Genomic DNA, 25,393 nt, shown 5'->3' on the forward strand with positions numbered 1-25,393 from the left:
GCGCGCCTTACGTGCTGTGACATGATGGCACCTGCGATGCGTGCGGACACGCTCGACCTCATCGGCAACACCCCGCTTGTTCGCCTGCGCGGCCCCAGCGAAGCCGCCGGATGCGAAATCTGGGGCAAGTGCGAATGGGCCAATCCCGGCGCGTCGGTGAAGGACCGCGCCGCGCTGTGGATCGTCCGCGATGCGGAGGCGCGCGGCGTTCTGCATCCCGGCGGCACCATTGTCGAAGGGACGGCCGGCAATACCGGCATCGGGCTGGCGCTGGTCGCCAACGCGCTCGGCTACCGCGCCATCATCGTCATGCCCGAGACGCAGAGCCGGGAAAAGATGGACACGCTGCGCGCGCTTGGCGCCGAACTGGTGACGGTGCCGGCCGCGCCTTACAACAATCCCGGCCACTTCGTGCATACCAGCCGGCGGCTGGCGGAAGAGACGCCGAACGCGATCTGGGCCAACCAGTTCGACAATGTCGCCAATCGCCGCGCCCATATCGAAAGCACCGCCCCGGAAATCTGGCAGCAGTTGGATGGCCGTGTCGATGGATTCACCTGCGCCGTGGGCACCGGCGGCACGCTGGCCGGCGTCGGCCTGGGGCTGAAGGAACGGGACGAGCGCATCGTGATCGCCCTCAGCGACCCGCATGGCGCGGCGCTGTACGGCTATTACGAACATGGCGAGCTGAAGGCGGAGGGTTCTTCAGTCGCTGAAGGCATCGGGCAGGGCCGCATCACCGCCAATCTGGAAGGGGCGCCGGTCGACCGGCAGTTCCGCATCGCCGATGTGGATGGCCTGGAATGGGTCGGCCGCCTGCTGCGGGAGGACGGCATGTGCCTTGGCCTGTCGAGCGGGATCAACGTCGCCGGCGCGGTCGCACTGGGCCGGCAATTGGCGGCGGAGCGCGGGCCGGAGGCGCGGGTGGTGACGATCCTGTGCGATACCGGGTTCCGCTACCTCTCGACGCTCTACAACCGCGAATGGCTGGAGGCGAAGGGCCTGCCGCCCTTCGCCTGGCTGGCGTGACCTGATGGCTCGCGATTCCGCGAATGACGGCGCACTGCTGCCGGCGAGCGCGCGGCGGCAGACATTGCAGCGGGTGCAGATCGGCCTGCTCGGGCTCGCCGCGATGATCCTGCTGGTGGCACTCGCCAGCATCATCATGCGCAATGCGGAGGAGAACCGGGCTCTGGTCGTACCCCAGGCTGCGCCGACCGTCATCGTCACCCCGCCACCGCCACCGGTTAGCGATCCGCTGGCCGATGCGGGCGTTGTGCCGGACATGTCCACCGATGCGGCGGGTTCCACTACCTCCGATACCAGCAATGCGGCCGCTCCGCGCCGCTAGTGCGCTGCTTGCGACGTTGCTGCTCGCCCAACCGGTAGCAGCGCAGACGGCGGAAGCGGATACGCGCGAGGCGCTGGGGCTGTTTGGCACAATCCCGCTATATTGGGGGGAGGGGGCCGACATGGCCGACCTGATCGCCGGCACCGCCACGCCCCACTGGGCGCGGGCCCTGCTGGAACGCACCCACATCCTGCATCCGCTGGCGACCCTGACGGCGGAGGAGCTTGCCCCGTTTGACCAGTTGCTGATCGCACAGCCGCGCGTGCTGTCACCGGGCGAGAACGTCGCCCTAGATGCGTGGGTGCGGGATGGCGGCCGACTGCTGCTGCTCGCCGATCCGCTTCTGACGGCCGAATCGCACTATGCGCTGGGCGATCCGCGCCGTCCGCAGGACGTCGTGCTGCTTTCCCCGTTGCTGACCCACTGGGGACTGCAACTGCGGTTCGATCCGGATCAGCCGTCGACGCCACAGATGCGGGAAATCGCGGGATTGCTGCTGCCCTACCACATGGCAGGCGAGTTCGCGCCGCTCGGCACCGCTGCCGAGTGCGCCAGACAAACGTCTGGGATCATTGCCGAACGCAGCATCGGCCGGGGTCATGTGCTGATCGTCGCCGACGCGGCACTGGTGGACGCATCTCACCCCGACCCGGCCGCTGCGGACGCGCTGTCGGCGCTGGTCTCGCGCGCCTTCGATGATGGAGTTAAGTCATTGAGCAACAAGGATGCGAGGGGCGCTGCTGCTCAGGACTCTGTGGACAAGTCTGTTGAGAACGCTCCGTAGGGTTACATACCACCCGCTCTTTCCCGCGATTTCCCCTTCCTTCCCGCGTCACCAAGCGATATAGCTCCTTCCATCGGGCACACACCTTTGCGCGTCCCGCTCAGGCGGGATTACCGGCAGCGTCGCTTGCGCTCTCGCCGGGCGGAGAGGGCGTGTGTGACCGGCAGGTTCAGTTGAGGGGGCAATCGCGTGGTTGGCGTGCCGGCCGGATATAGCGGGCAGGGCTTTTCGCTTCGGGGCGAGAAGGGCCGGCTTGTCTTGCCGCCGGACTTCCGCAACGCCTTCGCCGATGCCGGCGACGACCGCATCCTGTGCCTGACCAAGCATGATCGCTGGAACTGCCTCATCGGCTTCGGCCTGTCGCGCACGCAGACCTTCGAGGATCAACTGCTGCGGGAGGAGGAGCGCGCCCTGCGCCTGGGGCAGGAATTCGACTACGACATGCGCGCGCAGCAATTGTGGGGCTTTACCAAGCTGCCGTTCGATTCCAGCGGCCGCTTCGTCCTGCCCGAACATCTGGCGGAACTCGGCCGGCTGAAGGAAGCCGTCTATTTCAACGGCGGCGGCAGCTATTTCGCGCTGTGGAGCCCCGACGAACTCTACGCCATGCCCAAGGGGTTCGAAACGGCGCAGGCCAATTGCCGCCAGCTGGAAGCGGATGCGCGGGGGAAGCGCAAGTGAGCGTGTCGCCCCACATTCCCGTCCTGCTGGACGAGGTGATCGCCGCCCTAGCGCCGCAGCCGGGCGACCTGATCGTCGATGCGACCTTCGGCGCTGGCGGCTATACCCGCGCGCTGCTGGACGCCGGCGCGACCGTTCATGCCTTCGATCGGGACCCCGATGCCATCGCGGCCGGGGATAAGTGGCCCGAACGCGCCGAAAATCCGCCGCGCCTGGTTCTCCATCCGCGCCGTTTCTCCGAGATGGTTAACGCACTCGAGGAGGCGGGAATCGCCCGGGTGAACGGGGTGGTGATGGATATCGGGGTTTCCTCCATGCAGCTGGACCAGGCGGAGCGCGGCTTCGCCTTCAGCCATGACGGTCCGCTGGACATGACGATGAGCCAGACGCGCCCCAACGCTGCCGACTTCCTGAACGAGGCGGAGGAGGGCGCGATCGCCGATGTCCTGTTCCACTTTGGCGAGGAGCGGCAGAGCCGGCGCGTCGCCCGTGCGATCGTTGCCGCCCGTCCGCTCACCACCACTGGCCAGCTGGCCCAGGTGGTGCGCAAGGCACTCGGCCATCGTCCCGGCGCGCCCAAGGACCCGGCGACGCGCAGCTTTCAGGCGATCCGCATCCATGTGAACGCGGAGCTGGAGGAGCTCGAGGCAGGTCTCGCCGCGGCCGAGACCTTGCTGCGCGCCGATGGCCGGCTGGCGGTGGTCAGCTTCCACAGCCTTGAGGATCGCATCGTCAAGCGGTTCCTGCGCGATGCCGCCGGCGCCAATGCGCGTGCCAGCCGCCACCTGCCCGGCCCTGCCGATGCCGGGCCGCAGCCCACCTTCGCCCGCCTGTCGCGCGCCATCCGCGCCGGCGAGCCCGAGCTTGCCCGCAACCCGCGGGCGCGTTCCGCCACGCTCCGCGCCGCAACCCGCACCACCGCACCCGCCAGGGAGGCCGCATGACGCCCCATCTTCGCATTCGTCTGGGCTGGATCGTCCTGCTGGCGCTGGCCAGCGGGCTGTATCTGGCGCTGCATCTGCAGGTGCAGGCGGTCACCAGCGAGATCGTCAGGGCCGAACGCCGCATCGTGGCGCTGGAACAGCGCAAGCTGCTGCTGGCGACCGAGTTCGAGACGCGCGCCAGCCAGCTGCAGCTCGCCGCCTGGAACCGGGTCGATTTCGGCTACACCGCGCCGACGGCCGCGCAGTTCCTGGGCAATGAGCGTCAACTGGCGGCATTCAGCCTGCCCGACGCGATCGGCGCGCCTTCCCCGATCCGCCTGGCCAGCGCCGTCGCCGCCACGGACGATGCGCGTATTATCCCTGCCGCGCAGGTCGCCGTTGCGGCGGGCCAGCCGGTGCAGACCGTGCTGCTGGCGGCCGCGCCGCCCAAGGGTGAGCGGCTGGCGGCGGCGCAGGGTGGCAAGGTTCAACTGGTGGCGCTGGCGGGGGCTGGGGTCGAATGAACGCGCTGGCGCTGCGATCCGGGGCGCCGCGGCCTGGCCCCGGACGCGGCGCGCAACCCGCCCCGGTCGCACTGACGCTGGTACCCCCGGCGCCGCCGCGCGCCAGCGTGATCGAGACGCGCATTCCGCTGATCGATCGGCGCCGCACCTTGCTGCTGACGGCCAAGGCGCGCGTCCTGATGTTGGGCGCGGCCTTTCTCGCGCTGGCGCTGGTGGCGGTGCTGCGGCTCGGCTGGCTCGGCGTGGTGCAGCCGGCCTCGACCGAACAGTCGATGGCGCAGGCGCTGCTGCCCCCACGTGCTGAGCTGACCGACCGCAATGGCGTGGTGCTGGCCCGCGCATTCCCCGCCTATGCCCTGTGGTTCAATCCGCAGGCGCTGGAAGACACCGGACCGCCACTGGTGAAGGGTGCCCGCGCGGTCGCGCGGGAATTGCACGCGATCTTCCCCGACATGGACGAGGCGGAGGTTGCCCGGCAGCTCGCCAGCGGCAAGGCCGGCTATCTGCGTCGCCGGGTCCTGCCCGAAGACGCCAATCGCGTGCTGGAGATCGGCGAACTGGCGCTGGAACTGCCGCGCGAGAACGACCGCCATTACCCGCAGGGCTCACTCGCCGCTCACGTCCTGGGCTACGTCAAGGATGCCAAGGGCTTCGTCGGCATGGAATCGGCGCTGCAGGATCGGCTAGCCGATCCTGCGCATCGGCACGAATCTGTCGCGTTGTCGATCGACGCGCGGGTGCAGGGCGCGCTTGAGGATGAGCTGAGCCGCGGCATGCGGCTGGTGGACGCGGTCGGCGGCGCAGGGATCGTGCTGGATGTCGACACGGGCGAGGTGATGGCCATGGCCTCGCTCCCCGCGTTTGATCCCAACCACATGGACGCGGCAGGCCAGGCGCTGGTGTTCAACAAGGTGACCAACCAGGTCTACGAGCTCGGCTCCACCTTCAAGCCGCTGACGGTGGCGGCGGCGATCGATGCCGGTGTCATCACCGACATGTCGCGCCGCTGGCAGTCCGCCCGCCCGCTGCAGATGGGCCGTTTCCGTATCCGCGACAGCCACGTCATCGGCGCATCGCTGAACGCCCCGGAGGCGCTGATGCATTCGTCCAACATCGTCACCGCGCAGATCGCGGACGAGCTTGGGCCGGCACGCATGAAGGACGTGATGGCGCGCCTCGGCTTCAATGCCCGGCCGCAGATCGAGCTGCCGGCACGCGGCTTCCCGATCTGGCCGTCAGGCGATTGGCCGCGCTTGCGCTCCATGACGGTCAGCTATGGTCATGGTGTCGCGGTCACGCCGCTGCACCTCGCCAGCGCCTATGCCGCGATGGTCAATGGCGGCATCTGGCGGCCGACGACATTGCAACGGCTCGCGCCGGGTCAGGCACCGGCGGGGCGCCGCGTCTTTCAGGAGGCGACCAGCGCGCGCATGAACCAGTTGCTGCGCCTCATCACCACACGCGGCACCGGGCGCAGCGCCGATGCGCCGGGCTTCCGCATCGGCGGCAAGACCGGCAGCGCGGAAAAGCCGGGCGCGGGCGGCTATCGCCGCACCAGCCTGGTGGCGACCTTCGCCGCCGCCTTCCCGATGGACAATCCCCGCTACGTCGTGATTGCCATGCTGGACGAGCCCAAGGGCACTGCCGCCAGCTCCTACCAGCGGACAGCCGCGTGGAACGCCGCACCGATCGTCGGCCGATTGGTCCCGCGCATCGGACCGATGCTGGGCGTCATGCCCGACGACAATCGGGAGGTCGATTTGACCGACCTCAACCCTCTGATCCACGGCGGCAAGGAATGAACCTCGGTACCCTGGCGGAAGGGGCGGGCATTGCCTTGCCCGCCGACGCCGGGGCTGCCAGCGTGTCCGGCTTCGCCATCGATCACCGCAAGGTGACGCCCGGCACCGTGTTCGGCGCCTTTCCGGGGCAAAGCGTCAACGGGGAAGATTTCGTCGATGCGGCCATCGCCGCCGGCGCGGTGGCGGTGGTCGCCCGGCCTGGGGCTCAGGTATCCGGTGTGCCGCACATCGCGGATACGCAGCCGCGCCGCGCCTTCGCCCGGCTGGCGGCCCGCTTCTACCGCCCGGTACCCGCCACGATCGTCGCGGTGACCGGCACCAACGGCAAGACCTCCACCGTGGAGATGGTGCGGCAGCTATGGCGCCTTGCGGGAGAGCGCGCCGCCTCCATCGGCACGCTGGGCGTGACCACCCCGGACGAGAGCGTCGCCACCGGGCTGACCAGCCCCGATATCATTACCTTTCTGTCCAACTTGTCCGGCCTCGCCCGCGAAGGCGTCACGCATCTGGCGTTCGAGGCATCGAGCCACGGGTTGTCGCAATATCGCAGCGAAGGCGTACCGGTCGCGGCCGGGGCCTTCACCAATCTCAGCCGCGACCATCTCGACTACCACGCCGACATGGAAGACTACTTCACCGCCAAAATGCGCATGTTCGCCGAAGTGGTGGCGGATGGCGGCGCGGCGGTCGTGTGGGCGGACGATCACTGGTCTGCCCGCGCGGCAGGGGTGGCGGATGCGCGCGGGCTGCGGGTGCTGACGGTCGGGACCGCAGGGCGCTTCCTGCGGCTGGCCGGGCGGACGACCACGTTGCTGGGGCAGGAGCTGGTCGTGGAGCATGCTGGCACTGCCTACACCGTGAACCTGCCGCTCATCGGCGAGTACCAGGTGGCCAATGCGCTGGTCGCGGCTGCGCTGGTGCTGGCGACGGGCGGCGATCCGGCGGCGACGTTCGACGTGCTGGAACGATTGCAGCCGGTCCGTGGACGGCTGGAACGGGCCGCGATCCTGGCCAACGGCGTGCCGGCTTACGTTGATTATGCGCATACGCCCGATGCACTCGCCAGCGCGATCGCCGCGCTCCGCCCGCATGCGACCGGGCGGCTGATCGTGGTGTTCGGGGCGGGGGGCGATCGTGACGCGGGCAAGCGGCCGGAGATGGGCCGCGTGGCGGCGGGTGGCGCGGACGTCGTGATCGTGACCGACGACAACCCGCGTGGGGAGGATCCGGCCACGATCCGGCAGGCGATCGTGGCGGCGGCGCCCGGCGCCATCGAGATCGGCGATCGACGCGAAGCCATCCGGACCGCGCTTGGGGAAGCGCGGGCGGGTGATCTGGTTCTGGTGGCGGGGAAGGGCCACGAGGGGGGGCAGGTGATCGGCCGCGGCGCGGATGCGCGCGTGCTGCCGTTCGATGATGTTGCCGTGCTGCGCGAATGCGCCGCCGCCCTGACGGAGAGCAAGCCATGAACGCCGTTGCCCGCACCCTGCGCTGGCCCGCCCCGCCGCGCCCGCCCGAACGGCAGGCCCTGTGGAGCGCGGATGCCATCGCCGCCGCCACCGGCGGGCAGGCCAGCGGCGCCTTCCAGGTCAGTGGCGTGGAGATCGATTCGCGCGACGTGCGCGGCGGCGACCTGTTCGTGGCGCTGCGGGGCGAGATGGCCGACGGGCATGCCTTCATCGGCAAGGCTTTCGTCAATGGCGCGACCGCCGCGCTGGTCGATCGGCCGGTGCCTTACCCGCACGTGCTGGTCCGCGACACTTTCGCAGCGCTGCAGGCGCTGGCGGCGGCTGCCCGCGCGCGCAGCGATCCGGCGCGGATCGTCGGCGTCACCGGGTCGGTCGGCAAGACGGGCGTGAAGGAGGCGATCTTTGCCGCCCTGCAGCGCCACGCGGCGGGTCGGGCGCATCGCTCCGTCCGCTCCTACAACAACCATGTCGGCGTTCCGCTCAGCCTGGCGCGGATGCCGGCGGACAGCCGCTATGGCGTGTTCGAGATGGGGATGAACCATGCGGGCGAGATCGCCGGACTGACGGCGCAGGTGCGGCCGCACGTCGCGGTCATCACAACGATCGCACCTGCCCATATCGAGAACCTGGGCAGCATGGCCGCCATCGCCGCCGCCAAGGCGGAGATCTTCGGGGGGCTGGAGCCGGGCGGCACGGCGGTGATCCCGGCGGACAGCCCGCATTTCGCGCAATTGCGCGACGCGGCGCTGGCTGTGGGGGCGCAGATCCTGTCCTTCGGCAGCGCGGAACATGCCGACATGCGGCTGGTGGACGCGATCGAGGCGCCCACCGGCGGCTCGCTGGTGACCGCGCGCTTGGGCGACCGGATCCTGTGTTACGCCGTGGCGCATCCGGGGCAGCATTGGGTCGACAATTCGCTGTGCGTCATGGCGGCGGTCCATGCCGCGGGTGCGGACCTTGGCGCGGCGGGTCTCGCCTTGGCGGAGATGGGCGGACTGAAGGGCCGCGGCGCGCGCCTGAGGGTCGCGGTGCCCGGCGGCCATGCATTGTTCATCGACGAAAGCTACAACGCCAATCCTGCCTCCATGCGGGCTACGCTGGCGCAATTGGGGCAGACCCCGGCCACGCGGCGGATCGCGGTGCTGGGTGCGATGAAGGAGCTGGGCGAGTTCGCGCCATCCTTCCACGCACAACTGGCCGATCCGCTGGCGGCGGCGGGCGTCGATCATGCCGTGCTGGTCGGGCCGGAGATGGCGGCGCTGGCGGCGGAACTGGGGACAGCGGGGCGGCGCGCGCTTGGCAAGCCCGGCGGTTTTGTTCATTGCGCAAGCGCTGGCGAGGCGATCGCCGCGCTGGAGGAATGGGGCCTGACGGCAGGCGACGTGGTGCTGGTGAAGGGTTCGAACTCGGTCGGTCTCGGCCGGCTGGTCGCCCATTTCGCGCAGCACCGCGCCTGACCGGCACAGACCCTTCGACTTTTAAGGACTGACAGCCACCCCCATGCTGTACCTGCTTGCGGAATATCTCGGCTTCGAAGGGCTGCTGAACCTCGTCCGCTACCAGACCTTCCGGGCGGGCGCGACCATGCTGACGGCGCTCGCCATCGGGCTGCTGATCGGCCCCCGCTTCATCAACATGCTGCGCGTGCGCCAGGGCAAGGGGCAACCGATCCGAGAGGACGGGCCGCAATCCCATCTGGCGAAGCGCGGTACGCCCACGATGGGCGGGCTGATGATCCTGACGAGTCTCGTCCTGTCCATGCTGCTATGGATGAACCCCGCCAGCCCGTTCGCCTGGGCCTGCCTGGCGGTGACCGCGGGCTTCGGCCTGATCGGCTTCATGGACGATTACGACAAGGTCACGAAGAGCAGCCACAAGGGCGTATCGGGCAAGGTCCGCCTGCTGCTGGAATTCATCGTGGCCGGTATCGCGGCGTGGATCATCGTCAGCCAGATCAACAACGAATTGTATATCCCGTTCGTTTCCGCCGCGATCCCGCTGGGGCCGTTCTACTACATCTTTGCCGCCACGGTGATCGTCGGCTTCGGCAATGCCGTGAACCTGACTGATGGGCTGGACGGCCTTGCCACCATGCCGGTGGTGATCGCCGCGGGCGCGTTCATGCTGATCTGCTACCTGGTAGGCCGCGTGGACTATTCCGAATATCTCGGCATCCCGCATGTGCCGGGCGCGGGCGAGCTGGCGCTGTTCTGCGCCGGGATCATGGGGGCGGGCCTCGCCTTCCTGTGGTTCAACGCGCCGCCGGCCGCAGTGTTCATGGGCGATACCGGATCGCTGGCGCTGGGCGGGGCGCTGGGCGCCATCGCCGTCGCCGCGCATCACGAGATCGTGCTGCTGATCATCGGCGGCCTGTTCGTGATGGAGACGGCCAGCGTCATCATCCAGGTGTTCTGGTTCAAGCGGACGGGCAAGCGCATCTTCCGCATGGCGCCGATCCATCACCATTTCGAACAGCTCGGCTGGCGGGAATCGACGGTTGTGATCCGGTTCTGGATCATCGCCATCGTGCTAGCCGTGATCGGTCTTGCGACGCTGAAGGTCAGGTGATCACTTCTCCCGCCTTTGCCGGCCGCCGTTATGCCGTACTGGGCCTTGCCCGGTCCGGCATGGCGACGGTTGATGCGCTGCTGGCAAGCGGCGCCCATGTGACCGCGTGGGACCGCCGCGACGGCCCGCGGGAGGCACTCGCCGGCAGGTGCGATCTGGCCGATCCGCTGGAGATCGACCTTGCCGGGTTCGACGGCGTAGTGGTCAGCCCAGGCGTGCCGTTAAATACGCATCCGATCAGAGCGAAGGCGGCCGCGGCCGGCGTGCCGGTGAATGGCGATATTGAGCTGTTCGCGCTCGCCCGTGCCGACCTCCCGCCGCACAAGGTGGTCGGCATCACCGGCACCAACGGCAAGTCGACCACGACCGCGCTGATCCATCATATCTGCCGCACCGCCGGTGTGCCCACCACCATGGGTGGCAATATCGGCCTGCCGATCCTGGCGCAGGAGCCGCTACCCGCCGGTGGCGTCTACGTGCTCGAACTGTCGAGCTACCAGATCGACCTCACCTACTCGCTGGATTGCGATGTGGCGGTCCTGCTGAATATCACGCCGGACCACCTCGACCGTTACGACGGCTTTGACGCCTATCGGCTGTCGAAGCTCCGCCTGTTCGCCCTTCAGTCGGATCGGCACGCCGCCATCATCGCGGACGCGGACGAGGGTCTGGCGGCTCACGTCTTCGACCTGCCGTCCGGACCGGGTGCATTGTCCTTGCCGCCGGACGAGCCGAACTTCGGCGTCCACGATCAGGCCGACTTCGCGACATTGCAGGGGCCGCATAATGCCCAGAACATCTGGGCGGCGGCGACCGCGGCACAATATCTCGGCATCTCGGCCGAAGCGCTCGGGCAGGCTCTCCGCACCTATCCGGGCCTGCCGCACCGGATGGAGCGGGTGGGCGAATATGCCGGCGTGCTGTTCGTGAACGACAGCAAGGCGACCAACCCTGCCTCCACCGCCCCCGCGCTTGCCGCCTATCCACGCATTCACTGGATCTGCGGTGGACTGCCCAAGACCGACAATCTCGACGAATGTGCGCCCGGCTTCGGCCATGTCGTGCGCGCCTACACGATCGGGGAAGCCGGCCCGCTGTTCGCCGACCTGCTGGAACCGCACATGCCGGTCGAACGGTGCGAGATGCTGTGCGAGGCGGTGCGCCGCGCGATCGCCTGCGCGCGGCCGGGGGAGGTGGTGCTGTTCAGCCCTGCCTGCGCCAGTTTCGACCAGTTCCGCGATTACGAGAAGCGGGGCGAGGCCTTCCGCCAGATCGTCCGCAGCCTTTCGGGCGACGGCGACGAGGACGATACCTGCTGCGAAGGGCGCGCCGCATGAACCCCGCGCTCAACGTCGCCCGCCCCTACATGCCGCGCCCCGGCGTGCGGCAGGCGCCCGCCGCCACCTTCCCGCGGACGCGCCGCCAACGCCTGCGCATCTGGTGGCAGGAGATCGACCGCGTGCTGCTGGTGCTGGTGCTGCTGCTGATGGCAATCGGCGCGCTGTCCGTCGCCGCCGCCAGCCCGGCCAGCGCCCGCCGGCTGTCCGGCAGCGAGGGCACGTTGCCCGATCTCTACTTCTTCTACCTGCACCTGCGCTGGCAGTTCATGGGGCTGGTCGTGCTGATCGGCGCATCCTTCCTGCCGTTGCAGGTGATCCGCCGGGGATCGATCATCCTGACCGGGCTGATGCTGCTGGCGCTGGTGCTGGTCCCGCTGATCGGGTTCGAGGTGAACGGCGCCCGCCGCTGGCTGAACCTCGGTATCCGGTTCCAGCCGTCGGAGTTTCTGAAGCCGGTCTTCCTCATCACCGTCGCCTGGGTGCTGAGCTGGCGGTTGCGTGACCCCGATCTGCCGGTGATCGGCGTGTCCGCCGGGCTGCTGGCGGTGGTGATCGGCCTGCTGATGCTGCAGCCCAACCTGGGGGATGCGATCCTGTTCTGCGGCGCGTGGTTCGTGCTGGTGCTGCTGGCGGGCCTGCCCTTGAAGCGGATCGGCATGCTGGGCGGGGCGGGGCTCGCGGCGCTGATCGTCGCCTACCTCACTTACGACAATGCGCGGCACCGGATCGACAGCTTCCTGGGTGGCGGCACCGCGTACGACCAGGTGGACCTTGCCCGTCGCACGATCATGGCCGGCGGTTGGACCGGCAGCGGACTGTGGCTGGGCCGGCGCAAGATGATGCTGCCGGAGGCGCATACCGACTACATCTTCTCCGTCATCGGAGAGGAATTTGGTCTGCTCGTTTGCGCGATGGTCGTGCTGGTCTATCTGGTGATTGTGCTGCGCGTGGTGCAGCGGATGATCGGCGAGGACAATCTGTTTACCCTCCTTTCGGCCACCGGCCTTATCGCCCTGTTCGGCGGGCAGGCGTTCATCAACATGCTGGTGAACCTGCAATTGTTTCCCTCCAAGGGCATGACCCTGCCGCTCGTCAGCTATGGCGGGTCGTCCACCATCGCGCAGTGCTTCCTGGTCGGGCTGCTGCTGGCGATCACGCGCCGCAACCCGTTCCTTGAGCGGGAGCCGCTGCCGGGCATGGAGCGTCCGCTGTGACCGCGCCTGGCGGGGAGAGCCCGATCCCGGGCATTGTCTCGCGCCACTTCGTGCTGGTCGCGGGCGGCACCGGCGGGCACCTGACGCCAGCCTATGCCCTGGCGCAGGAACTGGAGCGGCGCGGGCACCAGGTGGCGCTGATCACCGATGCGCGCGGGGCGGCAATCCCGGGCAAGCCTGATTTCCTGCCCGCGCAGGTGATGGCGGCGGGTCGTTTCACGAAGAACCCGCTCGGCTGGGGCAAGGCGATGTCGGCCATGCTGGAAGGCCGGCGTATGGCGCGCGCTCTGTACAAGGAGATGCGGCCGACCGCCGTGGTGGGCTTCGGCGGCTATCCCGCGCTGCCCGCGCTGGTGGCGGCGAACCATGACAAGATCCCGACGGTGATCCACGAACAGAACGCGGTGCTGGGCCGGGTGAACCGCCTGCTGGCGCGCGGGGTGGATGCGATCGCCATCGCCTATGACAAGGTCGGCCGGCTGGATGCGAGCCATGCCGCGAAGGTCCATGTGGTCGGCAATCCGGTGCGCCCGGCCGTGCTGGCCCTGCGGGACGAACCCTATCCGCAGGTCATGCCCGGTGGCCCGGTGCGCCTGCTGGTGACCGGCGGCAGCCAGGGTGCGCGCGTGCTGTCGGACGTGGTGCCGCAGGGCCTCGCTCTGCTGCCGGCGGAGATGCGCGACCGGCTCCATGTGACGCAGCAGTGCCGGCCGGAGGATCTGGAACGGGTGCGCGCCTTCTATGCCGACAATGCCATCGCCGCGGACCTTGCCAGTTTCTTCACCGACATGGATGCGCGGCTTGCCACCACGCACCTGTTCATTGGCCGTGCGGGCGCCAGCACGATCGCGGAACTGAGTGCGGCAGGCCGCCCGGCGATCCTGATCCCGCTGCCCATCGCGACGGACGATCACCAGGCCGCCAATGCGGCGGAATTGGCGGCAGCGGGCGGTGCGCGATCGATCCGCCAGCACATGTTCACGCCTGCCGAACTGGCGCGGCAGATGGCCGAACTGCTCGCCGATCCCGAAGGGCTGGCCGTCGCTGCTCACGCCGCGTGGAATTGCGGCCGCCCCGATGCGGCGCGTGACTTGGCTGATCTGGTGGAAGGGTTCGGCGGCACCCCGGTGCAGGACGTGATCCGTGTGGCGCCCGCCTCCGCCCCGCTGCTTGGCGGTGCGGCGGAGCCGGCGGCATGAAGGGTGTCGCCACCGATATCGGCACGATCCACTTTGTCGGCATCGGCGGGATCGGCATGTCCGGCATCGCGGAGGTGATGCACAATCTGGGCTACGCCGTGCACGGCAGCGACCAGGCGGAGGGCGCCAGCGTGGAGCGGCTGCGCGCGCGCGGTATCCCCGTCACCATCGGCCATGCCGCCGGCAACGTCGCCGATGTCGCCGTGGTGGTCGTTTCCACCGCGGTGAAGCGCGACAATCCGGAAGTCGCCGCCGCGCTCACCGCCCGTATTCCCGTGGTTCGCCGGGCGGAGATGCTGGCCGAACTAATGCGGTTGAAGAGCACGGTCGCGGTCGCCGGCACCCATGGCAAGACCACGACCACCAGCATGGTCGCCGCGCTGCTGGATGCGGGCGGTGTGGACCCGACCGTCATCAATGGCGGCATCATCGAACAATACGGCTCCAACGCGCGGCTCGGCGGCAGCGAGTGGATGGTGGTGGAGGCGGACGAGAGCGACGGTTCCTTCTTGCGCCTGGACGGCACGATCGCGGTTGTCACCAATATCGATCCCGAGCACCTCGACCATTACGGCAGCTTCGATGCCGTGCGCGAGGCGTTCGTGCAGTTCATCGAGAACGTGCCGTTCTATGGCGCGGCGGTGCTGTGCCTCGACCATCCGGAAGTGCAGCAAGTGATCGCCCGCGTGCGCGACCGGCGCATTGTCACTTACGGCTTCGCCGCGCAGGCGGACTGGCGGGCGGACAACGTCCGGCCCGGCAATGGCGGCAACACCTTTGATGCGGTGCATGTCGGGCGTGACGGATCGCGGCGCATGATCGCCGATGTCCACCTGCCGATGCCCGGCCGGCACAATGTGCAGAACGCGCTGGCCGCCATCGCGGTTGCGGCCGAACTCGGCTGCGCGGACGAGACGATCCGTACCGGGTTCGCGCGCTTTGGCGGGGTGCGCCGCCGCTTCACCCGCGTGGGCGAAGTGAACGGCGCGACCATCATCGACGATTACGGCCACCACCCGGTGGAAATCCGCGCCGTGCTCGCTGCGGCGCGGGAGGCTGCGGAAGGCCGGGTGATCGCCGTCGTGCAACCGCATCGCTACACCCGTCTGCGCGACCTGCTGCCGGAATTTCAGGGCGCCTTCGCCGATGCCGACATGGTCTTCGCCGCGCCGGTCTATCCTGCGGGCGAGGCGCCGATCGCCGGCGTGGACTCCGCTGCCCTGGTGGAAGGGCTGCAGGCGCGCGGGCACCGGCAGGCCGGGCTGATCGCCGACGCCGATGCCCTGGCACGGGCGCTGGCGCCGGTTGTGCGGCCGGGCGATCTGGTCGTGTGCCTGGGCGCGGGCGACATCACCCGCTGGGCCGCCGGGCTTGCCCCAGCCATCGCGGCGCTGGCGCCGGTCACGGCGGATCCTGCCGCATGATCGACTACGCCTCCAACATCCGCGGGCGGCTCACGCCCAACGTGCCGCTCGACAGGCTGACCTGGTTCAAGACGGGCGGCGCGGCCGACTGGCTGTTCGAACCGGCGGACCAGGACGATCTGGTCGCCTTCCTGGAACAGCTCGATCCTGCCGTGCCGGTGATGGCGCTGGGGCTCGGCTCCAACCTGATCGTGCGCGACGGCGGCGTGCCGGGCGTGGTGATCCGGCTGGGCAAGGCGTTCGCCACGGTAGAGGTCCGGCGCGACTGCGTGGTCGAATGCGGCGGCGGGGCCAGCGGCATCCTGGTCGCCTCCACCGCGCGCGATGCGGGGATCGGCGGGCTGGAATTCCTGCGCGGCATTCCCGGCACGGTCGGCGGCTTCGTGCGGATGAACGGCGGCGCCTATGGCCGCGAGGTGGCCGACATCCTGGTCGATGCGGACGTGGTGATGCCGGATGGCACCGCAATCACCGTCCCCGCCGGCGATCTCGGCTTCTCTTACCGCCATTCGCGCCTGCCGGACGGCGCCATCGTGACCGCCGCGCGCCTGCGCGGGGAGCCGGACGATCCCGCCAGCATCGGTGCCGAGATGGACCGCATCGCCAACGAGCGTGAGCAGTCGCAGCCGCTGCGCAGCAAGACAGGCGGCTCCACCTTCAAGAACCCTGCCGGGCAGAAGGCATGGCAATTGGTAGATGCGGCAGGCTGCCGGGGCCTTGCTGTGGGTGGGGCACAGGTGAGCGAGAAGCACACCAATTTTCTCATCAACACGGGCACGGCGACCTCCGCCGATATCGAGCAATTGGGCGAGGAAGTCCGCCGGCGTGTGGCGGAACAGACGGGCGTGACATTGGAATGGGAAATCAGGCGAGTGGGCCGGCCATGAATTTCGATAGTGGCCTGCCGCCGCTGCATATCGTCGTCCTGATGGGCGGGTGGGCGAACGAGCGCCCCGTCTCGCTCACCAGCGGTGCCGGCGTCGCCGATGCGCTGGAGGCGCGGGGACACCGCGTGACCCGCATCGACATGGACCGCGACGTCGCCGCCCGCATCGCCGCCGCTGCGCCCGACGTGGTGTTCAACGCGCTGCACGGCGTGCCGGGCGAAGACGGCACGGTGCAAGGCATGCTGGACCTGATGGGCGTGCCCTATACCCATTCCGGCCTCGCAACCTCCGTCATCGCGATCGACAAGGAACTGACCAAGCATGCGCTGGTCCCGCACGGCGTGCCCATGCCGGGCGGCCGCATCGTGGACAGCGCCAGCTTGTACGAAGGCGACCCGCTGGCGCGCCCTTACGTCCTGAAGCCGGTCAACGAAGGCTCCAGCGTTGGTGTCGCTATCGTCACGGACGAGAGCAATTACGGCAACCCGATTCGCCGCGACGCGACCGGCCCGTGGCAAGAATTCGGCCGCCTGCTGGCCGAACCGTATATCCGCGGACGGGAACTGACGACGGCAGTGATGGCCGGGCCGGATGGCCCCCGCGCGCTGATGGTGACCGAGCTGGTGCCTGAGAGCGGCTTCTACGATTTCGACGCCAAGTACACGGACGGGCTGACGAAGCATGTCTGCCCGGCCGAGATCCCGGCGGAGATCGAGCGGCTGTGCCTGCATTATGCGTTGCAGGCGCACCTGCTGCTCGGCTGTCGCGGGACCAGCCGTTCCGATTTCCGCTGGGATGACGAGCAGGGGGAGGCAGGGCTGTTCCTGCTGGAGACCAATACGCAGCCGGGCATGACCCCGCTCAGCCTGGTGCCCGAACAGGCGCGGGCGTGCGGCATCTCCTATGGCGAACTGGTCGAGTTGATCGTGGCCGATGCGCTGCGCACCGCCGGGCGCCTGCCCGAAGGGGCACGCTGATGGCGCAGACGCTCCGCCGCACGGGGCAGCGCAATGTGCGCCGGCAGGCGCGCGGCGCGCAGGCGGCGCAGAAGGCGCGCGCGGCGAAGGCGCAGACCGGCGGCCTGCTGGACGCCGCCGCCCGCCTGCTGCCGTTTACGGAAGAGCAGCTGCATCGCTTCTTCCTGGGTCTGATCTTCCTGGCCGTCGCGGCGATCGCCTGGCTGGTGGCGAGCCTGGCCGGCATTCCGCAGATGGTGGGCCAGCAGGCGGCGGTCGCGGTCGGCGATGCCGGTTATGAGGTGCGCCGGGTGGAGGTGCGCGGCGTCAACCGCATGAACGAGGTCGCGGTGTACGAGCGCGTGCTGGGCGTGCGCGACCGTTCCATGCCGCTCGTCAGCCTCTCCGAACTGCGCGCATCGCTGCTGCAATTGCCGTGGGTGGCGGATGCCCGCGTGTCCCGCCAGCTGCCCGACACGATCGTGGTCGACATCGTGGAGCGGACACCCCGCGCGGTGCTGGATGACGACGGCGCGCTGGCGCTGGTCGATGGCGGCGGGCACGTGCTGGAACGGGTCAGTGCAGGCGAGGCGCGTGGCCGGCTGCATATCGCGGGCGAGGGTGTGCGGGACGAGGTCGAGGCGCTGGACGAACTGCTCGGCGCGGCGCCGGCATTGCAGCCGCGCGTGGTGCGCGCCGAATGGGTCGGCAATCGCCGCTGGGACCTGACCTTCTCCACCGGGCAGGTGCTGGCGCTGCCGCAGGGCGTTGAGCGCGCCCGCGCCGCGTTGCTCGGCTTCGCGCGGCTGGACGGGGTCAACCGGTTGCTCGGCGGCACGGTGGCGCGGTTCGACATGCGCAATCCCGACCGAATGTATCTGCGCGTGCCCGACCGGGCCAAGGATGCCGCGCTGGCCAAGGCCGCACTCGCCAAGGCGGGGAACTGAGCCGGTGGCGGATGCTCGCATCACGCGCGTGATCGGCGCGGTCAATCTCGGCTCCTTCCGCATCTCCGCGATGATCGCCGGACTGCAGGAGGACGGCACCACCATCGTCCTCGGCAGCGGACACCGCGCCAGCCAGGGGATCAAGCGCGGCTTCGTCACCGACATGGCGGCCGCGACCTACGCGGTGCGCGACGCGGTGGAGCGGGCGGAGAAGCTCGCCGGCACGGCCGTCCAGTCAGTCGCCATGGCCGGTTCGGGCGCGGGCCTCGTCAGCCGGGTCGATCCGGTGGAGATCGAGGTCGGTGGCCGCCGGGTGGAGGAGGACGACCTCGAACAATTGCTGCTCTGCGCCCGCGATGCGCTGGAGCCGGATGGCCGGATGGTGCTGCACGCGCAGCCCGGCTGCTATTTCCTGGATGGGGCGGATGGCGTCGCCAATCCGGTTGGTCTTCATGCCGATCGGCTCGGCGTCGGTATCCATCAGGTGCTGGCGGAAGGCGCCCCGATGCGCAATCTGCGCGAGGCGGTGCAGAGCGCGCATCTGGAGGTGTCGCAACTCGTCGCCAGTCCGCTGGCAGCCGCGCTCGCCTGCCTGTCGGCGGAGGAGCGCGACCTCGGCATCGCGCTGGTCGAATTCGGCGCGCAGGTCACCACGATCTCGCTCCATGCCGCGGGCGCGCTGGTCGACATGGTGGTGCTGCCCACCGGATCCGCGGACATCACCGATGCGGTCGCCGGCGCGTTCGGCATCCGCCGCCACCAGGCGGAGCGGCTGAAGTGCTTCAACGGCTCGGCCATCGCCAGCCCGGCCGACCATCGGGAGATGATCCCGGTTGCAGGACCCGGGGAGGAAGGCAGCGTCCCGCAGGCGCGTGGGGCGGACGATCGCAACCGGATCAGCCGCGCCGATCTCGTCAGCACCATCGTCGTGGAGCTGGAGCGGCTGGCGGGCGACATCGCCCGGGCGCTGGAGGCGATGGGCTTCGCCGGGGCGGGCGGGCGTCAGGCGCGCGGTCAGGTGGTGCTGACCGGCGGCGGCGCGGAGCTGACCGGCCTTGCCGATTACATGCAGGCCGCGCTTGGCCGCCCGGTGCGGATCGGCAAGCCGCCCGCGCTGAAGGGCTTGCCGGAGGCGCATGCCACCCCCGGCTTCGCCACGCTGGCCGGTCTGGTGCTGCAGGTGCTGGAGGATCCCGCGGATATCCGGGCGCTCTCGCATCGGACCGGTCCGTCGTACCGGGCCGGTGGTCTGGGCAGCGCGATGCGGTTGTGGCGGGCGATGAAGGAATATTTCTGATGCCCAGCCGTGCACTGCGTGCGACCGGCAAGGGGGCTGTGGATAGTTCTATCCTGTTTTTTGCCTGTTATCCGTCGACTATGGCACTAAGGCGGGCAGAGTTCCCCATAAAACCGCTCCGCAGGAGAGCATCGCAATGAGCATCAATATCGGCCCGCCTTCCGTCGAAGAACTGCGCCCGCGCATCACCGTGATCGGCGTGGGCGGGGCAGGTGGCAATGCCATCGCCAACATGATCGAGGCCGAGATCGAGGGCGTCGACTTCATCGTCGCCAACACCGATGCGCAGGCGTTGAACAATTCACTGGCCGAACACCGCATCCAGCTCGGGCCCGAATGCACCCGCGGCCTCGGCGCAGGCAGCCGGCCAGAGGTCGGCCGTGCCGCCGCGGAAGAGACTGTGCAGGAGATCGAGCGGGCGCTGGAAGGCGTCAACATGGTCTTCATCGCCGCCGGCATGGGCGGCGGCACCGGCACCGGCGCCGCGCCCGTCATCGCGGAGATCGCGCGCGACAAGGGCATCCTGACCGTCGGCGTCGTGACCAAGCCTTTCCTGTTCGAAGGCACCCGCCGGATGCGTTCGGCGGAAGCCGGGATCGAGGAACTGCAGAAGTCGGTCGACACCCTGATCGTCATCCCCAACCAGAACCTGTTCCTGATCGCCAAGGCGGAAACCACCTTCAAGGAGGCGTTCCTGCTGGGTGACGAGGTGCTGCAGCAGGGCGTGCGCTCCATTACCGACCTGATGGTGATGCCGGGCCTCATCAATCTCGACTTTGCCGACGTCCGCTCCGTCATGGGCGAGATGGGCAAGGCGATGATGGGCACGGGCGAGGGCGAGGGCCCGAACCGCGCGCTCGAGGCGGCGGAGAAGGCGATCGCCAACCCGCTGCTCGACGGTGTGTCGATGCAGGGCGCCAAGGGCGTCATCATCTCCATCATCGGCGGCGAGGACATGAAGCTGCTGGAGATCGACGAGGCCGCGAACCACATCCGCGAGCTGGTCGATCCGGAGGCGAACATCATCTGGGGTTCGGCCTTCAACCCGGACCTGCAAGGCAAGATCCGCGTCAGCGTGGTCGCCACCGGCATCGAATCGGCGGCCGAGGCTGCCCAGGCCGCTGCTGCTCCTGCGCGCTCCGCCGCCACCTCGACCGCCGGCTGGAACGCCGGGCGCGGTCTGCGCCGGCCGGCCGCTGCGCCGGGTTCGCCCGCACCGGCGGCGCAGCCCGCATCCGCGTCGGTCGCCGCTGTGGCGGAACCGGCACCCGCACCGGCTCCGGCCCCTGCATCGGCTCCCGTCACGGCGGAAGCGGTCTCCGATGGCGCACTCGACCCGCGTGACGAGCCGCTCGACTTGTCGCTCGATGCGGTGGAAGACGCCGAGACGCAGCAGCAGGACGAATTGCTGCTGGGCGATGCGGACCTTGCCCCGGCGCCGGAAAGCGCCGCCGCGCAGCGCCGCCGCATGGTGGCTAGCGGGCAGGGCGGTGAACTCGCCGGTTCTGCCACGGGCGGTTCGCTGTTCGAGCGGATGTCCGGCCTGAACCGTCCGGCGCGCACGCCGGAACCGGTCGCCGAACAGCCGGCGCCCGCACCGGCACCTGCCCCCGCACCTGCGCCGACGCCTGCCCCGACCGGGGGCCTGCGCATTCCGCGCTTCCTGGGACGGCAGAGCAATCAGTAAGCAGTCACCCTTCCACCGGCAGGCCCGCCCGCGCACTCTGGCGCTGGCGGGCCTGCTGCTTTGTACCCCGCTGCCCGGCGCCCCGGCGCTGGCGCAGGCGGTCGTGCAGCCGATCCCCGATCCCGCGGCGGACCGGTTGGCGGAGGCGCTGCGCGTACTCGGCCAGCAGCCTGAAGACTTGCCGGCCTTGCTGCAGGCGGGCGATGCCGCCCTGTACCTGGGCGATCTTGCCGCGGCGGAGCAGTTCTATGCCCGCGCCCGCGACGTGGCGCCGACCGACGGGCGGGTTGCCGCCGGCCTTGCCGTGCTGATGGTGCGGCAGGCCCGCGCGACGGAGGCATTGCCGCTGTTCGCCGTGGCGGAGCAGACCGGGATCGACATGATCCCCTACGCGGCCGATCGGGGGCTCGCTTACGATCTTGTCGGGGACAATGCCGCTGCGCAGGCTGAATATGACCGCGCATTGGGACTGGGTCCGGATGATGCGGTGACACTGCGGCTGGCGATCAGCCAGGCGATCGCCGGCAACCAGCCCGCGTTCGAGGCGACGCTGCTGCCGCTGCTGCAGCAGCAGGACCTCGACGCCTTCCGTATCCGCGCCTTCGCGCTGGCGATTGTGGGGCAGGAGGATGAGGCGGTGTCCATCGCGCGGACGATGCTGCCTGAGCGACTGTCGAGCCGGCTGGCGCCGTACCTGCGCTACATGCCCCGGCTGACCCGCGCGCAGCAGGCGGCGGCCGCCAACCTCGGTCGCTTCCCGCAGGCGCAGCAGATCGGGTCGGACGATCCCGCCATCGCCGCCGCGCGTGCCGCCGTGCCCGTGGCAGTTGCCCCGCCGCCCCAAGCGGCACCGGCACCGGCGCCTGTGACCGCAGCCGCGCCTCCGCCGCCAGCCAACCCCATGCCCGCGCCTCAGCCGACGGCGCCTGCCGACCCCCCGATCTTCGCCGCCGTCGGTGCGCGGCTGGTGCCGAGCGGCCGCCCGCTCGGCCCGGTGCAGCCTGAGCCACAGCCGGCGCCGCAACCCGTGGCCGAACCCGCTGCGACCGTCGCTGCCGCGCCCACGCCGGAGCCGGCCTATGCCGAGCCTGCCTACGCGGCGGTCGCGGCGAACGGCGAACTGCCCCCGGTCGGCGGAGTGGTTACGCAGCCGGTGCCCGAACCTGTCGCGCAGGTGGCAACGTTCGAACCGACACCGCAGCCCATCATCCAGGCGGTTGGCCAGCCCGCCGTGCAGCCCAGCCTCGCCCCGGCGGTCGGTCCGGTAATCGTCGCCAGCCTTCCGGCGGAGCAGGCGCCCGCGCCACTGCCCGAACCTGCGCCGGCCCTCGCCACACCGGTGGTCCAGGCGGTGCCGGCATCGGTGAACCTCGCCGACGCCTTTGCCGATTTCGCCGGCGGGACCGCCGCGCCCAGTCCGGTGGCCGCGGGTGGCGTGGACATCACCACCATCGCGCCACCGCGCGAACGACCTGCTCCGCCGCCGCCGCCGCCCGCGCCGCTAGCCCCGCCGCCGGTGCCCAGCCGACACTGGGTGCAGGTCGCCACCGGGCGCGACACGGCGGCGCTCGCGTTCGACTGGCGCCGCATACGGCGTACGGCGGGCGAATTGCTGGCCAAGGCGGAACCGCACCTTGCCCCGTGGGAGGACCGCACCCGCCTGCTCGCCGGGCCATACTCCGCGGCCGAGGCGGAGGAACTGGTAACCGCGCTGAAGGAGGCCGGCGTCGACAGCTTCCGCTTCACCAGCGCGAAGGGTGAGGAGGTCCGCCCGCTTGACTAGCGCGGGTTGATAAGGGTGGTGCCCGCGCCCACTTCCCGCCCTTCGCACGCGCTGTTGTGCACAGCTTGCCAACAGCCGATAGGATTTATGCCCGGCCGCGATGCCGCCGCCATTTGCCCGCACCCGCCCCGGCGGGGCACAGCAGGGCCATGAATGACGGAAATGATCGAGGCCGCATGAACACCGGGCAGGATGTGATGGACGAAGAGGCGGAGGACGACGCGGCGCCGGTGGAGATGCTGGCGCAATTGTTCGAGGCGCATGGCTGGCCGTGCCAGCAGGTGAGCGAGGACGAGATCAGCGGCGAAGTGCAGGGCAGTTGGACCAGCTACCAGCTGCGCTGTGTCTGGCGCGCGGAAGACCAGGTATTGCAGATCCTCTGCCTGCCGGAGATCCGGGTGCCTGATGCCAAGCGCCGCGCGGCGCAGGAATTGCTCGCCCTGATCAACGAACAGGTCTGGCTCGGCCACTTTGAGATGTGGTCGAACGGCGGTGTGCTGCTTTACCGCCACGGGCTGATGCTGGGATCGGAAGGCATGCTGAGCCTCACCATGGCGAGCCAGGCGATCGAGAGCGCCGTCGCCGAATGCGACCGGTTCTATCCCGCGTTCCAGTTCGTGCTGTGGGGTGACAAGCGCCCGCGCGACGCGCTGGAGGCGGCGCTGGTCGATGCGGTGGGGGAGGCCTGAGATGGCGTTCGATCGCATCCTGCTGGTCGGCTGCGGCAACATGGCCGGAGCGATGCTGCGCGGCTGGCTGGCCGGGGGCATGGCGCCCGCGACCTTCACCGTCGTCGATCCCCATGCCCGCGACCTGCCGGCCGGCGTGCGTCACCTGTCCGCGCTGCCGGACGGCGAGACGTTTGACGCGATCCAGCTCGGCATCAAGCCGCAGGGGCTGGACGCGCTCGCGCCCGATCTGGCGCCGCTGGTGCATGGCGACACGGTGGTGCTCTCGCTCCTTGCCGGGGTGGAACTCGCCAGCCTGCGCCGCCGCTTCGCCGCCGCGCGGGCGGTCGTGCGGGTCATGCCGAACCTCGCCGTGGCACTGGGCAAGAGCCCGGTCGCACTCGCGGCGGACGGGCTGGACGGTGCCGGTCAGGCGGCGGTGCAGGCGCTGATGCAGCCGCTCGGCAGCCCGGAATGGTTCGGGGAGGACGAGTTCGACCTCGTCACCGCGCTCGCCGGGTCCGGCCCCGCCTTCGTCTACCGCTACATCGACGCGCTTGCCGCCGCTGCCCGCACGCTGGGCATGGCGGATGACAAGGCGGCGCGCATCGCCGTGGCGATGGTGGAGGGGGCCGCTGCCCTGGCGGCGCAGGCCGGGGAGGATCCCGGCGTGCTGGCCGACCGCGTGGCCAGTCCCGGTGGCACGACCCGCGCGGGCATGAACGTGCTCGACGCCGATGGCGCGCTGAACACGCTCGCCCTGGCGACAATCCGGGCGGCGCGCGACCGCAGCGCGGAGATGGCGGCGGAGGCGCGCGGCTAGGCCTCGTGTTGCAAAATGTTGCTGGGGCCGCCGCATCGCGGTGTGGGCCCGGTTTCCCTTGAAAGCGGGGGGCAACCGGCCGATATTGCACGGCAAGAGGTGGCCGGAAGTGCCGGCCCCTGATTGGAGATGATACGCAAATGGCAGACTGGAACGACTCCCGTAGCAGGCAGGGCTTCGGCCGCCCCGCATTCGGTGCGTCGCCGGCCGGCGAAGTCCGCACCGTCAATGATGCGGGTCTGCGCAAGCACATGCTGTCGATCTACAACTACATGGCATCGGGTGTGCTGCTGACCGGCATCGTCGCGTTGCTGACCGCGCAGTCGGGCCTTGCCTACACCTTCGCCACCGGACCGCTGATGTGGTTGGTGGCGCTGTCGCCGATCGCCATCGTCTTCGCGATGAGCTTTGGCATGAACAAGTTCAGCACCGGCACGCTGCAGCTGATGTTTTGGGCCTTCGCCACGCTGATGGGCCTGTCGCTGTCGACCATCTTCCTGGTCTATACCGGCGCCTCCATCGCAGCGACGTTCTTCGCCACGGCTGGCGCATTCGCGGGTCTCAGCCTGTTCGGCTACACCACGCAGCGCGATCTGTCGGGCTGGGGCAGCTTCCTGATCATGGGCGTGATCGGCATCCTGATCGCCAGCCTGATCAACCTGTTCCTGCAGTCGGAAGCGTTGATGTGGGCCGTCAGCTTCATCGGCGTGCTGATCTTCGCGGGCCTGACCGCCTACGACACGCAGCGCCTGAAGAGCGAGTACCTGCAGGTCAGCCGCATGAAGGTGACGAACCCCGGCATGGCCGCCGCCTACCCGTTGGGCAAGATGGTCATCATGGGCGCGCTGAGTCTGTATCTCGACTTCATCAACATGTTCATGTTCCTGCTGCGCTTCATGGGCGCTCAGCGGGACTGAGGTCCCGGGTGGCGGGTGACCGCCGCCGTTACGCCAGGTTATCGGATGCCCGGGATGTGGAACGCCACATTCCGGGCATTTTCTTTGAGCGATCAAGCCGCTACACCTTCCGGCGAGGATGGGGCATGATGCCGCCGGATCAGGGATAT

At 69.5% G+C, this 25,393-nt stretch carries 23 protein-coding genes; all 23 read left to right on the top strand.

Annotated features, from left to right (window positions below; translation table 11 throughout):
* Nucleotides 1–21: 21 nt before the first annotated feature.
* The 23 genes from V5740_RS01195 to V5740_RS01305 all read left to right on the top strand — a co-directional run bounded on the left by V5740_RS01195 (nt 22) and on the right by V5740_RS01305 (nt 25,244).
* Nucleotides 22–1,029: a cysteine synthase A gene (locus tag V5740_RS01195; protein WP_347303269.1), complete on the top strand. Its 1,008-nt coding sequence runs from the start codon at nt 22–24 to the stop codon at nt 1,027–1,029.
* A gap of 4 nt (nt 1,030–1,033) precedes the next feature.
* Nucleotides 1,034–1,351: a hypothetical protein gene (locus V5740_RS01200; protein WP_347303270.1), complete on the top strand. Its 318-nt coding sequence runs from the start codon at nt 1,034–1,036 to the stop codon at nt 1,349–1,351.
* 121 nt (nt 1,352–1,472) lie between these two features.
* Complete coding sequence (locus tag V5740_RS01205; protein ID WP_347303271.1) at nt 1,473–2,135, top strand: hypothetical protein; 663 nt, start codon at nt 1,473–1,475, stop codon at nt 2,133–2,135.
* Between the two features lie 189 nt (nt 2,136–2,324).
* On the top strand, nt 2,325–2,816 hold the full coding sequence (locus V5740_RS01210; RefSeq protein ID WP_347303272.1) for a division/cell wall cluster transcriptional repressor MraZ: 492 nt from the start codon (nt 2,325–2,327) through the stop codon (nt 2,814–2,816).
* Nucleotides 2,813–3,760: a 16S rRNA (cytosine(1402)-N(4))-methyltransferase RsmH gene (gene rsmH / locus V5740_RS01215; protein ID WP_347303273.1), complete on the top strand. Its 948-nt coding sequence runs from the start codon at nt 2,813–2,815 to the stop codon at nt 3,758–3,760. Before V5740_RS01210 ends, rsmH begins: the two co-directional genes overlap by 4 nt.
* A complete protein-coding gene (locus V5740_RS01220; RefSeq protein WP_347303274.1) occupies nt 3,757–4,263 on the top strand; it encodes a hypothetical protein in 507 nt (168 codons plus the stop codon). The genes rsmH and V5740_RS01220 overlap by 4 nt, the downstream gene beginning before the upstream one ends.
* Before the next feature lie 179 nt (nt 4,264–4,442).
* The gene (locus V5740_RS01225; protein ID WP_347304415.1) at nt 4,443–6,065 is read left to right on the top strand and encodes a penicillin-binding protein 2; all 1,623 of its coding nucleotides are present in this window, start codon (nt 4,443–4,445) and stop codon (nt 6,063–6,065) included.
* Nucleotides 6,062–7,534 carry a UDP-N-acetylmuramoyl-L-alanyl-D-glutamate--2,6-diaminopimelate ligase gene (locus tag V5740_RS01230; RefSeq protein ID WP_347303275.1) on the top strand — a complete coding sequence of 491 codons (1,473 nt, stop codon included), beginning with the start codon at nt 6,062–6,064 and terminating at the stop codon, nt 7,532–7,534. The genes V5740_RS01225 and V5740_RS01230 overlap by 4 nt, the downstream gene beginning before the upstream one ends.
* On the top strand, nt 7,531–8,991 hold the full coding sequence (gene murF / locus V5740_RS01235) for a UDP-N-acetylmuramoyl-tripeptide--D-alanyl-D-alanine ligase (RefSeq protein WP_347303276.1): 1,461 nt from the start codon (nt 7,531–7,533) through the stop codon (nt 8,989–8,991). The genes V5740_RS01230 and murF overlap by 4 nt, the downstream gene beginning before the upstream one ends.
* A 43-nt stretch (nt 8,992–9,034) precedes the next feature.
* On the top strand, nt 9,035–10,102 hold the full coding sequence (gene mraY, locus V5740_RS01240; protein ID WP_347303277.1) for a phospho-N-acetylmuramoyl-pentapeptide-transferase: 1,068 nt from the start codon (nt 9,035–9,037) through the stop codon (nt 10,100–10,102).
* The gene (gene murD, locus V5740_RS01245) at nt 10,099–11,439 is read left to right on the top strand and encodes a UDP-N-acetylmuramoyl-L-alanine--D-glutamate ligase (protein WP_347303278.1); all 1,341 of its coding nucleotides are present in this window, start codon (nt 10,099–10,101) and stop codon (nt 11,437–11,439) included. Before mraY ends, murD begins: the two co-directional genes overlap by 4 nt.
* Nucleotides 11,436–12,656, top strand: a complete 1,221-nt coding sequence (locus V5740_RS01250; protein WP_347303279.1) for an FtsW/RodA/SpoVE family cell cycle protein — start codon at nt 11,436–11,438, stop codon at nt 12,654–12,656. The genes murD and V5740_RS01250 overlap by 4 nt, the downstream gene beginning before the upstream one ends.
* The gene (gene murG, locus V5740_RS01255) at nt 12,653–13,855 is read left to right on the top strand and encodes an undecaprenyldiphospho-muramoylpentapeptide beta-N-acetylglucosaminyltransferase (RefSeq protein ID WP_347303280.1); all 1,203 of its coding nucleotides are present in this window, start codon (nt 12,653–12,655) and stop codon (nt 13,853–13,855) included. Before V5740_RS01250 ends, murG begins: the two co-directional genes overlap by 4 nt.
* On the top strand, nt 13,852–15,279 hold the full coding sequence (murC, locus tag V5740_RS01260; RefSeq protein ID WP_347303281.1) for a UDP-N-acetylmuramate--L-alanine ligase: 1,428 nt from the start codon (nt 13,852–13,854) through the stop codon (nt 15,277–15,279). The genes murG and murC overlap by 4 nt, the downstream gene beginning before the upstream one ends.
* Nucleotides 15,276–16,166: a UDP-N-acetylmuramate dehydrogenase gene (gene murB, locus V5740_RS01265; protein WP_347303282.1), complete on the top strand. Its 891-nt coding sequence runs from the start codon at nt 15,276–15,278 to the stop codon at nt 16,164–16,166. The genes murC and murB overlap by 4 nt, the downstream gene beginning before the upstream one ends.
* Nucleotides 16,163–17,143, top strand: a complete 981-nt coding sequence (locus V5740_RS01270; RefSeq protein WP_347303283.1) for a D-alanine--D-alanine ligase — start codon at nt 16,163–16,165, stop codon at nt 17,141–17,143. Before murB ends, V5740_RS01270 begins: the two co-directional genes overlap by 4 nt.
* Nucleotides 17,143–18,069, top strand: a complete 927-nt coding sequence (locus tag V5740_RS01275) for an FtsQ-type POTRA domain-containing protein (protein ID WP_347303284.1) — start codon at nt 17,143–17,145, stop codon at nt 18,067–18,069. The genes V5740_RS01270 and V5740_RS01275 overlap by 1 nt, the downstream gene beginning before the upstream one ends.
* Before the next feature lie 4 nt (nt 18,070–18,073).
* Nucleotides 18,074–19,366, top strand: coding sequence for a cell division protein FtsA (gene ftsA, locus V5740_RS01280; protein WP_347303285.1), 1,293 nt, complete (start codon nt 18,074–18,076; stop codon nt 19,364–19,366).
* 136 nt (nt 19,367–19,502) lie between these two features.
* The gene (gene ftsZ / locus V5740_RS01285; RefSeq protein WP_347303286.1) at nt 19,503–21,053 is read left to right on the top strand and encodes a cell division protein FtsZ; all 1,551 of its coding nucleotides are present in this window, start codon (nt 19,503–19,505) and stop codon (nt 21,051–21,053) included.
* Between the two features lie 103 nt (nt 21,054–21,156).
* A complete protein-coding gene (locus V5740_RS01290; RefSeq protein WP_347303287.1) occupies nt 21,157–22,836 on the top strand; it encodes a tetratricopeptide repeat protein in 1,680 nt (559 codons plus the stop codon).
* A 149-nt stretch (nt 22,837–22,985) separates the two neighbouring features.
* The gene (locus V5740_RS01295; protein ID WP_347303288.1) at nt 22,986–23,525 is read left to right on the top strand and encodes a YbjN domain-containing protein; all 540 of its coding nucleotides are present in this window, start codon (nt 22,986–22,988) and stop codon (nt 23,523–23,525) included.
* Nucleotide 23,526: 1 nt separating this feature from the next.
* Nucleotides 23,527–24,327, top strand: coding sequence for a pyrroline-5-carboxylate reductase dimerization domain-containing protein (locus V5740_RS01300; RefSeq protein ID WP_347303289.1), 801 nt, complete (start codon nt 23,527–23,529; stop codon nt 24,325–24,327).
* A 140-nt stretch (nt 24,328–24,467) separates the two neighbouring features.
* Nucleotides 24,468–25,244: a Bax inhibitor-1/YccA family protein gene (locus V5740_RS01305; RefSeq protein WP_347303290.1), complete on the top strand. Its 777-nt coding sequence runs from the start codon at nt 24,468–24,470 to the stop codon at nt 25,242–25,244.
* Nucleotides 25,245–25,393 lie beyond the last annotated feature (149 nt).

The sequence above is a fragment of the Croceibacterium sp. TMG7-5b_MA50 genome, assembly GCF_039830145.1.
Lineage (GTDB): Bacteria > Pseudomonadota > Alphaproteobacteria > Sphingomonadales > Sphingomonadaceae > Croceibacterium.

What these genes read in the sequence shown, in the direction of transcription:
- V5740_RS01205 (WP_347303271.1), top strand. Translation starts at nt 1,473, where the DNA reads ATGGCCGACCTGATCGCCGGCACCGCCACGCCCCACTGGGCGCGGGCC.
- mraY (WP_347303277.1), top strand. Translation starts at nt 9,035, where the DNA reads ATGCTGTACCTGCTTGCGGAATATCTCGGCTTCGAAGGGCTGCTGAAC.
- murF (WP_347303276.1), top strand. Translation starts at nt 7,531, where the DNA reads ATGAACGCCGTTGCCCGCACCCTGCGCTGGCCCGCCCCGCCGCGCCCG.
- V5740_RS01305 (WP_347303290.1), top strand. Translation starts at nt 24,468, where the DNA reads ATGGCAGACTGGAACGACTCCCGTAGCAGGCAGGGCTTCGGCCGCCCC.
- V5740_RS01250 (WP_347303279.1), top strand. Translation starts at nt 11,436, where the DNA reads ATGAACCCCGCGCTCAACGTCGCCCGCCCCTACATGCCGCGCCCCGGC.
- V5740_RS01225 (WP_347304415.1), top strand. Translation starts at nt 4,443, where the DNA reads ATGTTGGGCGCGGCCTTTCTCGCGCTGGCGCTGGTGGCGGTGCTGCGG.
- V5740_RS01270 (WP_347303283.1), top strand. Translation starts at nt 16,163, where the DNA reads ATGAATTTCGATAGTGGCCTGCCGCCGCTGCATATCGTCGTCCTGATG.
- murB (WP_347303282.1), top strand. Translation starts at nt 15,276, where the DNA reads ATGATCGACTACGCCTCCAACATCCGCGGGCGGCTCACGCCCAACGTG.
- V5740_RS01195 (WP_347303269.1), top strand. Translation starts at nt 22, where the DNA reads ATGATGGCACCTGCGATGCGTGCGGACACGCTCGACCTCATCGGCAAC.
- V5740_RS01295 (WP_347303288.1), top strand. Translation starts at nt 22,986, where the DNA reads ATGAATGACGGAAATGATCGAGGCCGCATGAACACCGGGCAGGATGTG.
- V5740_RS01200 (WP_347303270.1), top strand. Translation starts at nt 1,034, where the DNA reads ATGGCTCGCGATTCCGCGAATGACGGCGCACTGCTGCCGGCGAGCGCG.
- ftsZ (WP_347303286.1), top strand. Translation starts at nt 19,503, where the DNA reads ATGAGCATCAATATCGGCCCGCCTTCCGTCGAAGAACTGCGCCCGCGC.
- V5740_RS01275 (WP_347303284.1), top strand. Translation starts at nt 17,143, where the DNA reads ATGGCGCAGACGCTCCGCCGCACGGGGCAGCGCAATGTGCGCCGGCAG.
- V5740_RS01220 (WP_347303274.1), top strand. Translation starts at nt 3,757, where the DNA reads ATGACGCCCCATCTTCGCATTCGTCTGGGCTGGATCGTCCTGCTGGCG.
- V5740_RS01230 (WP_347303275.1), top strand. Translation starts at nt 6,062, where the DNA reads ATGAACCTCGGTACCCTGGCGGAAGGGGCGGGCATTGCCTTGCCCGCC.
- V5740_RS01300 (WP_347303289.1), top strand. Translation starts at nt 23,527, where the DNA reads ATGGCGTTCGATCGCATCCTGCTGGTCGGCTGCGGCAACATGGCCGGA.
- murC (WP_347303281.1), top strand. Translation starts at nt 13,852, where the DNA reads ATGAAGGGTGTCGCCACCGATATCGGCACGATCCACTTTGTCGGCATC.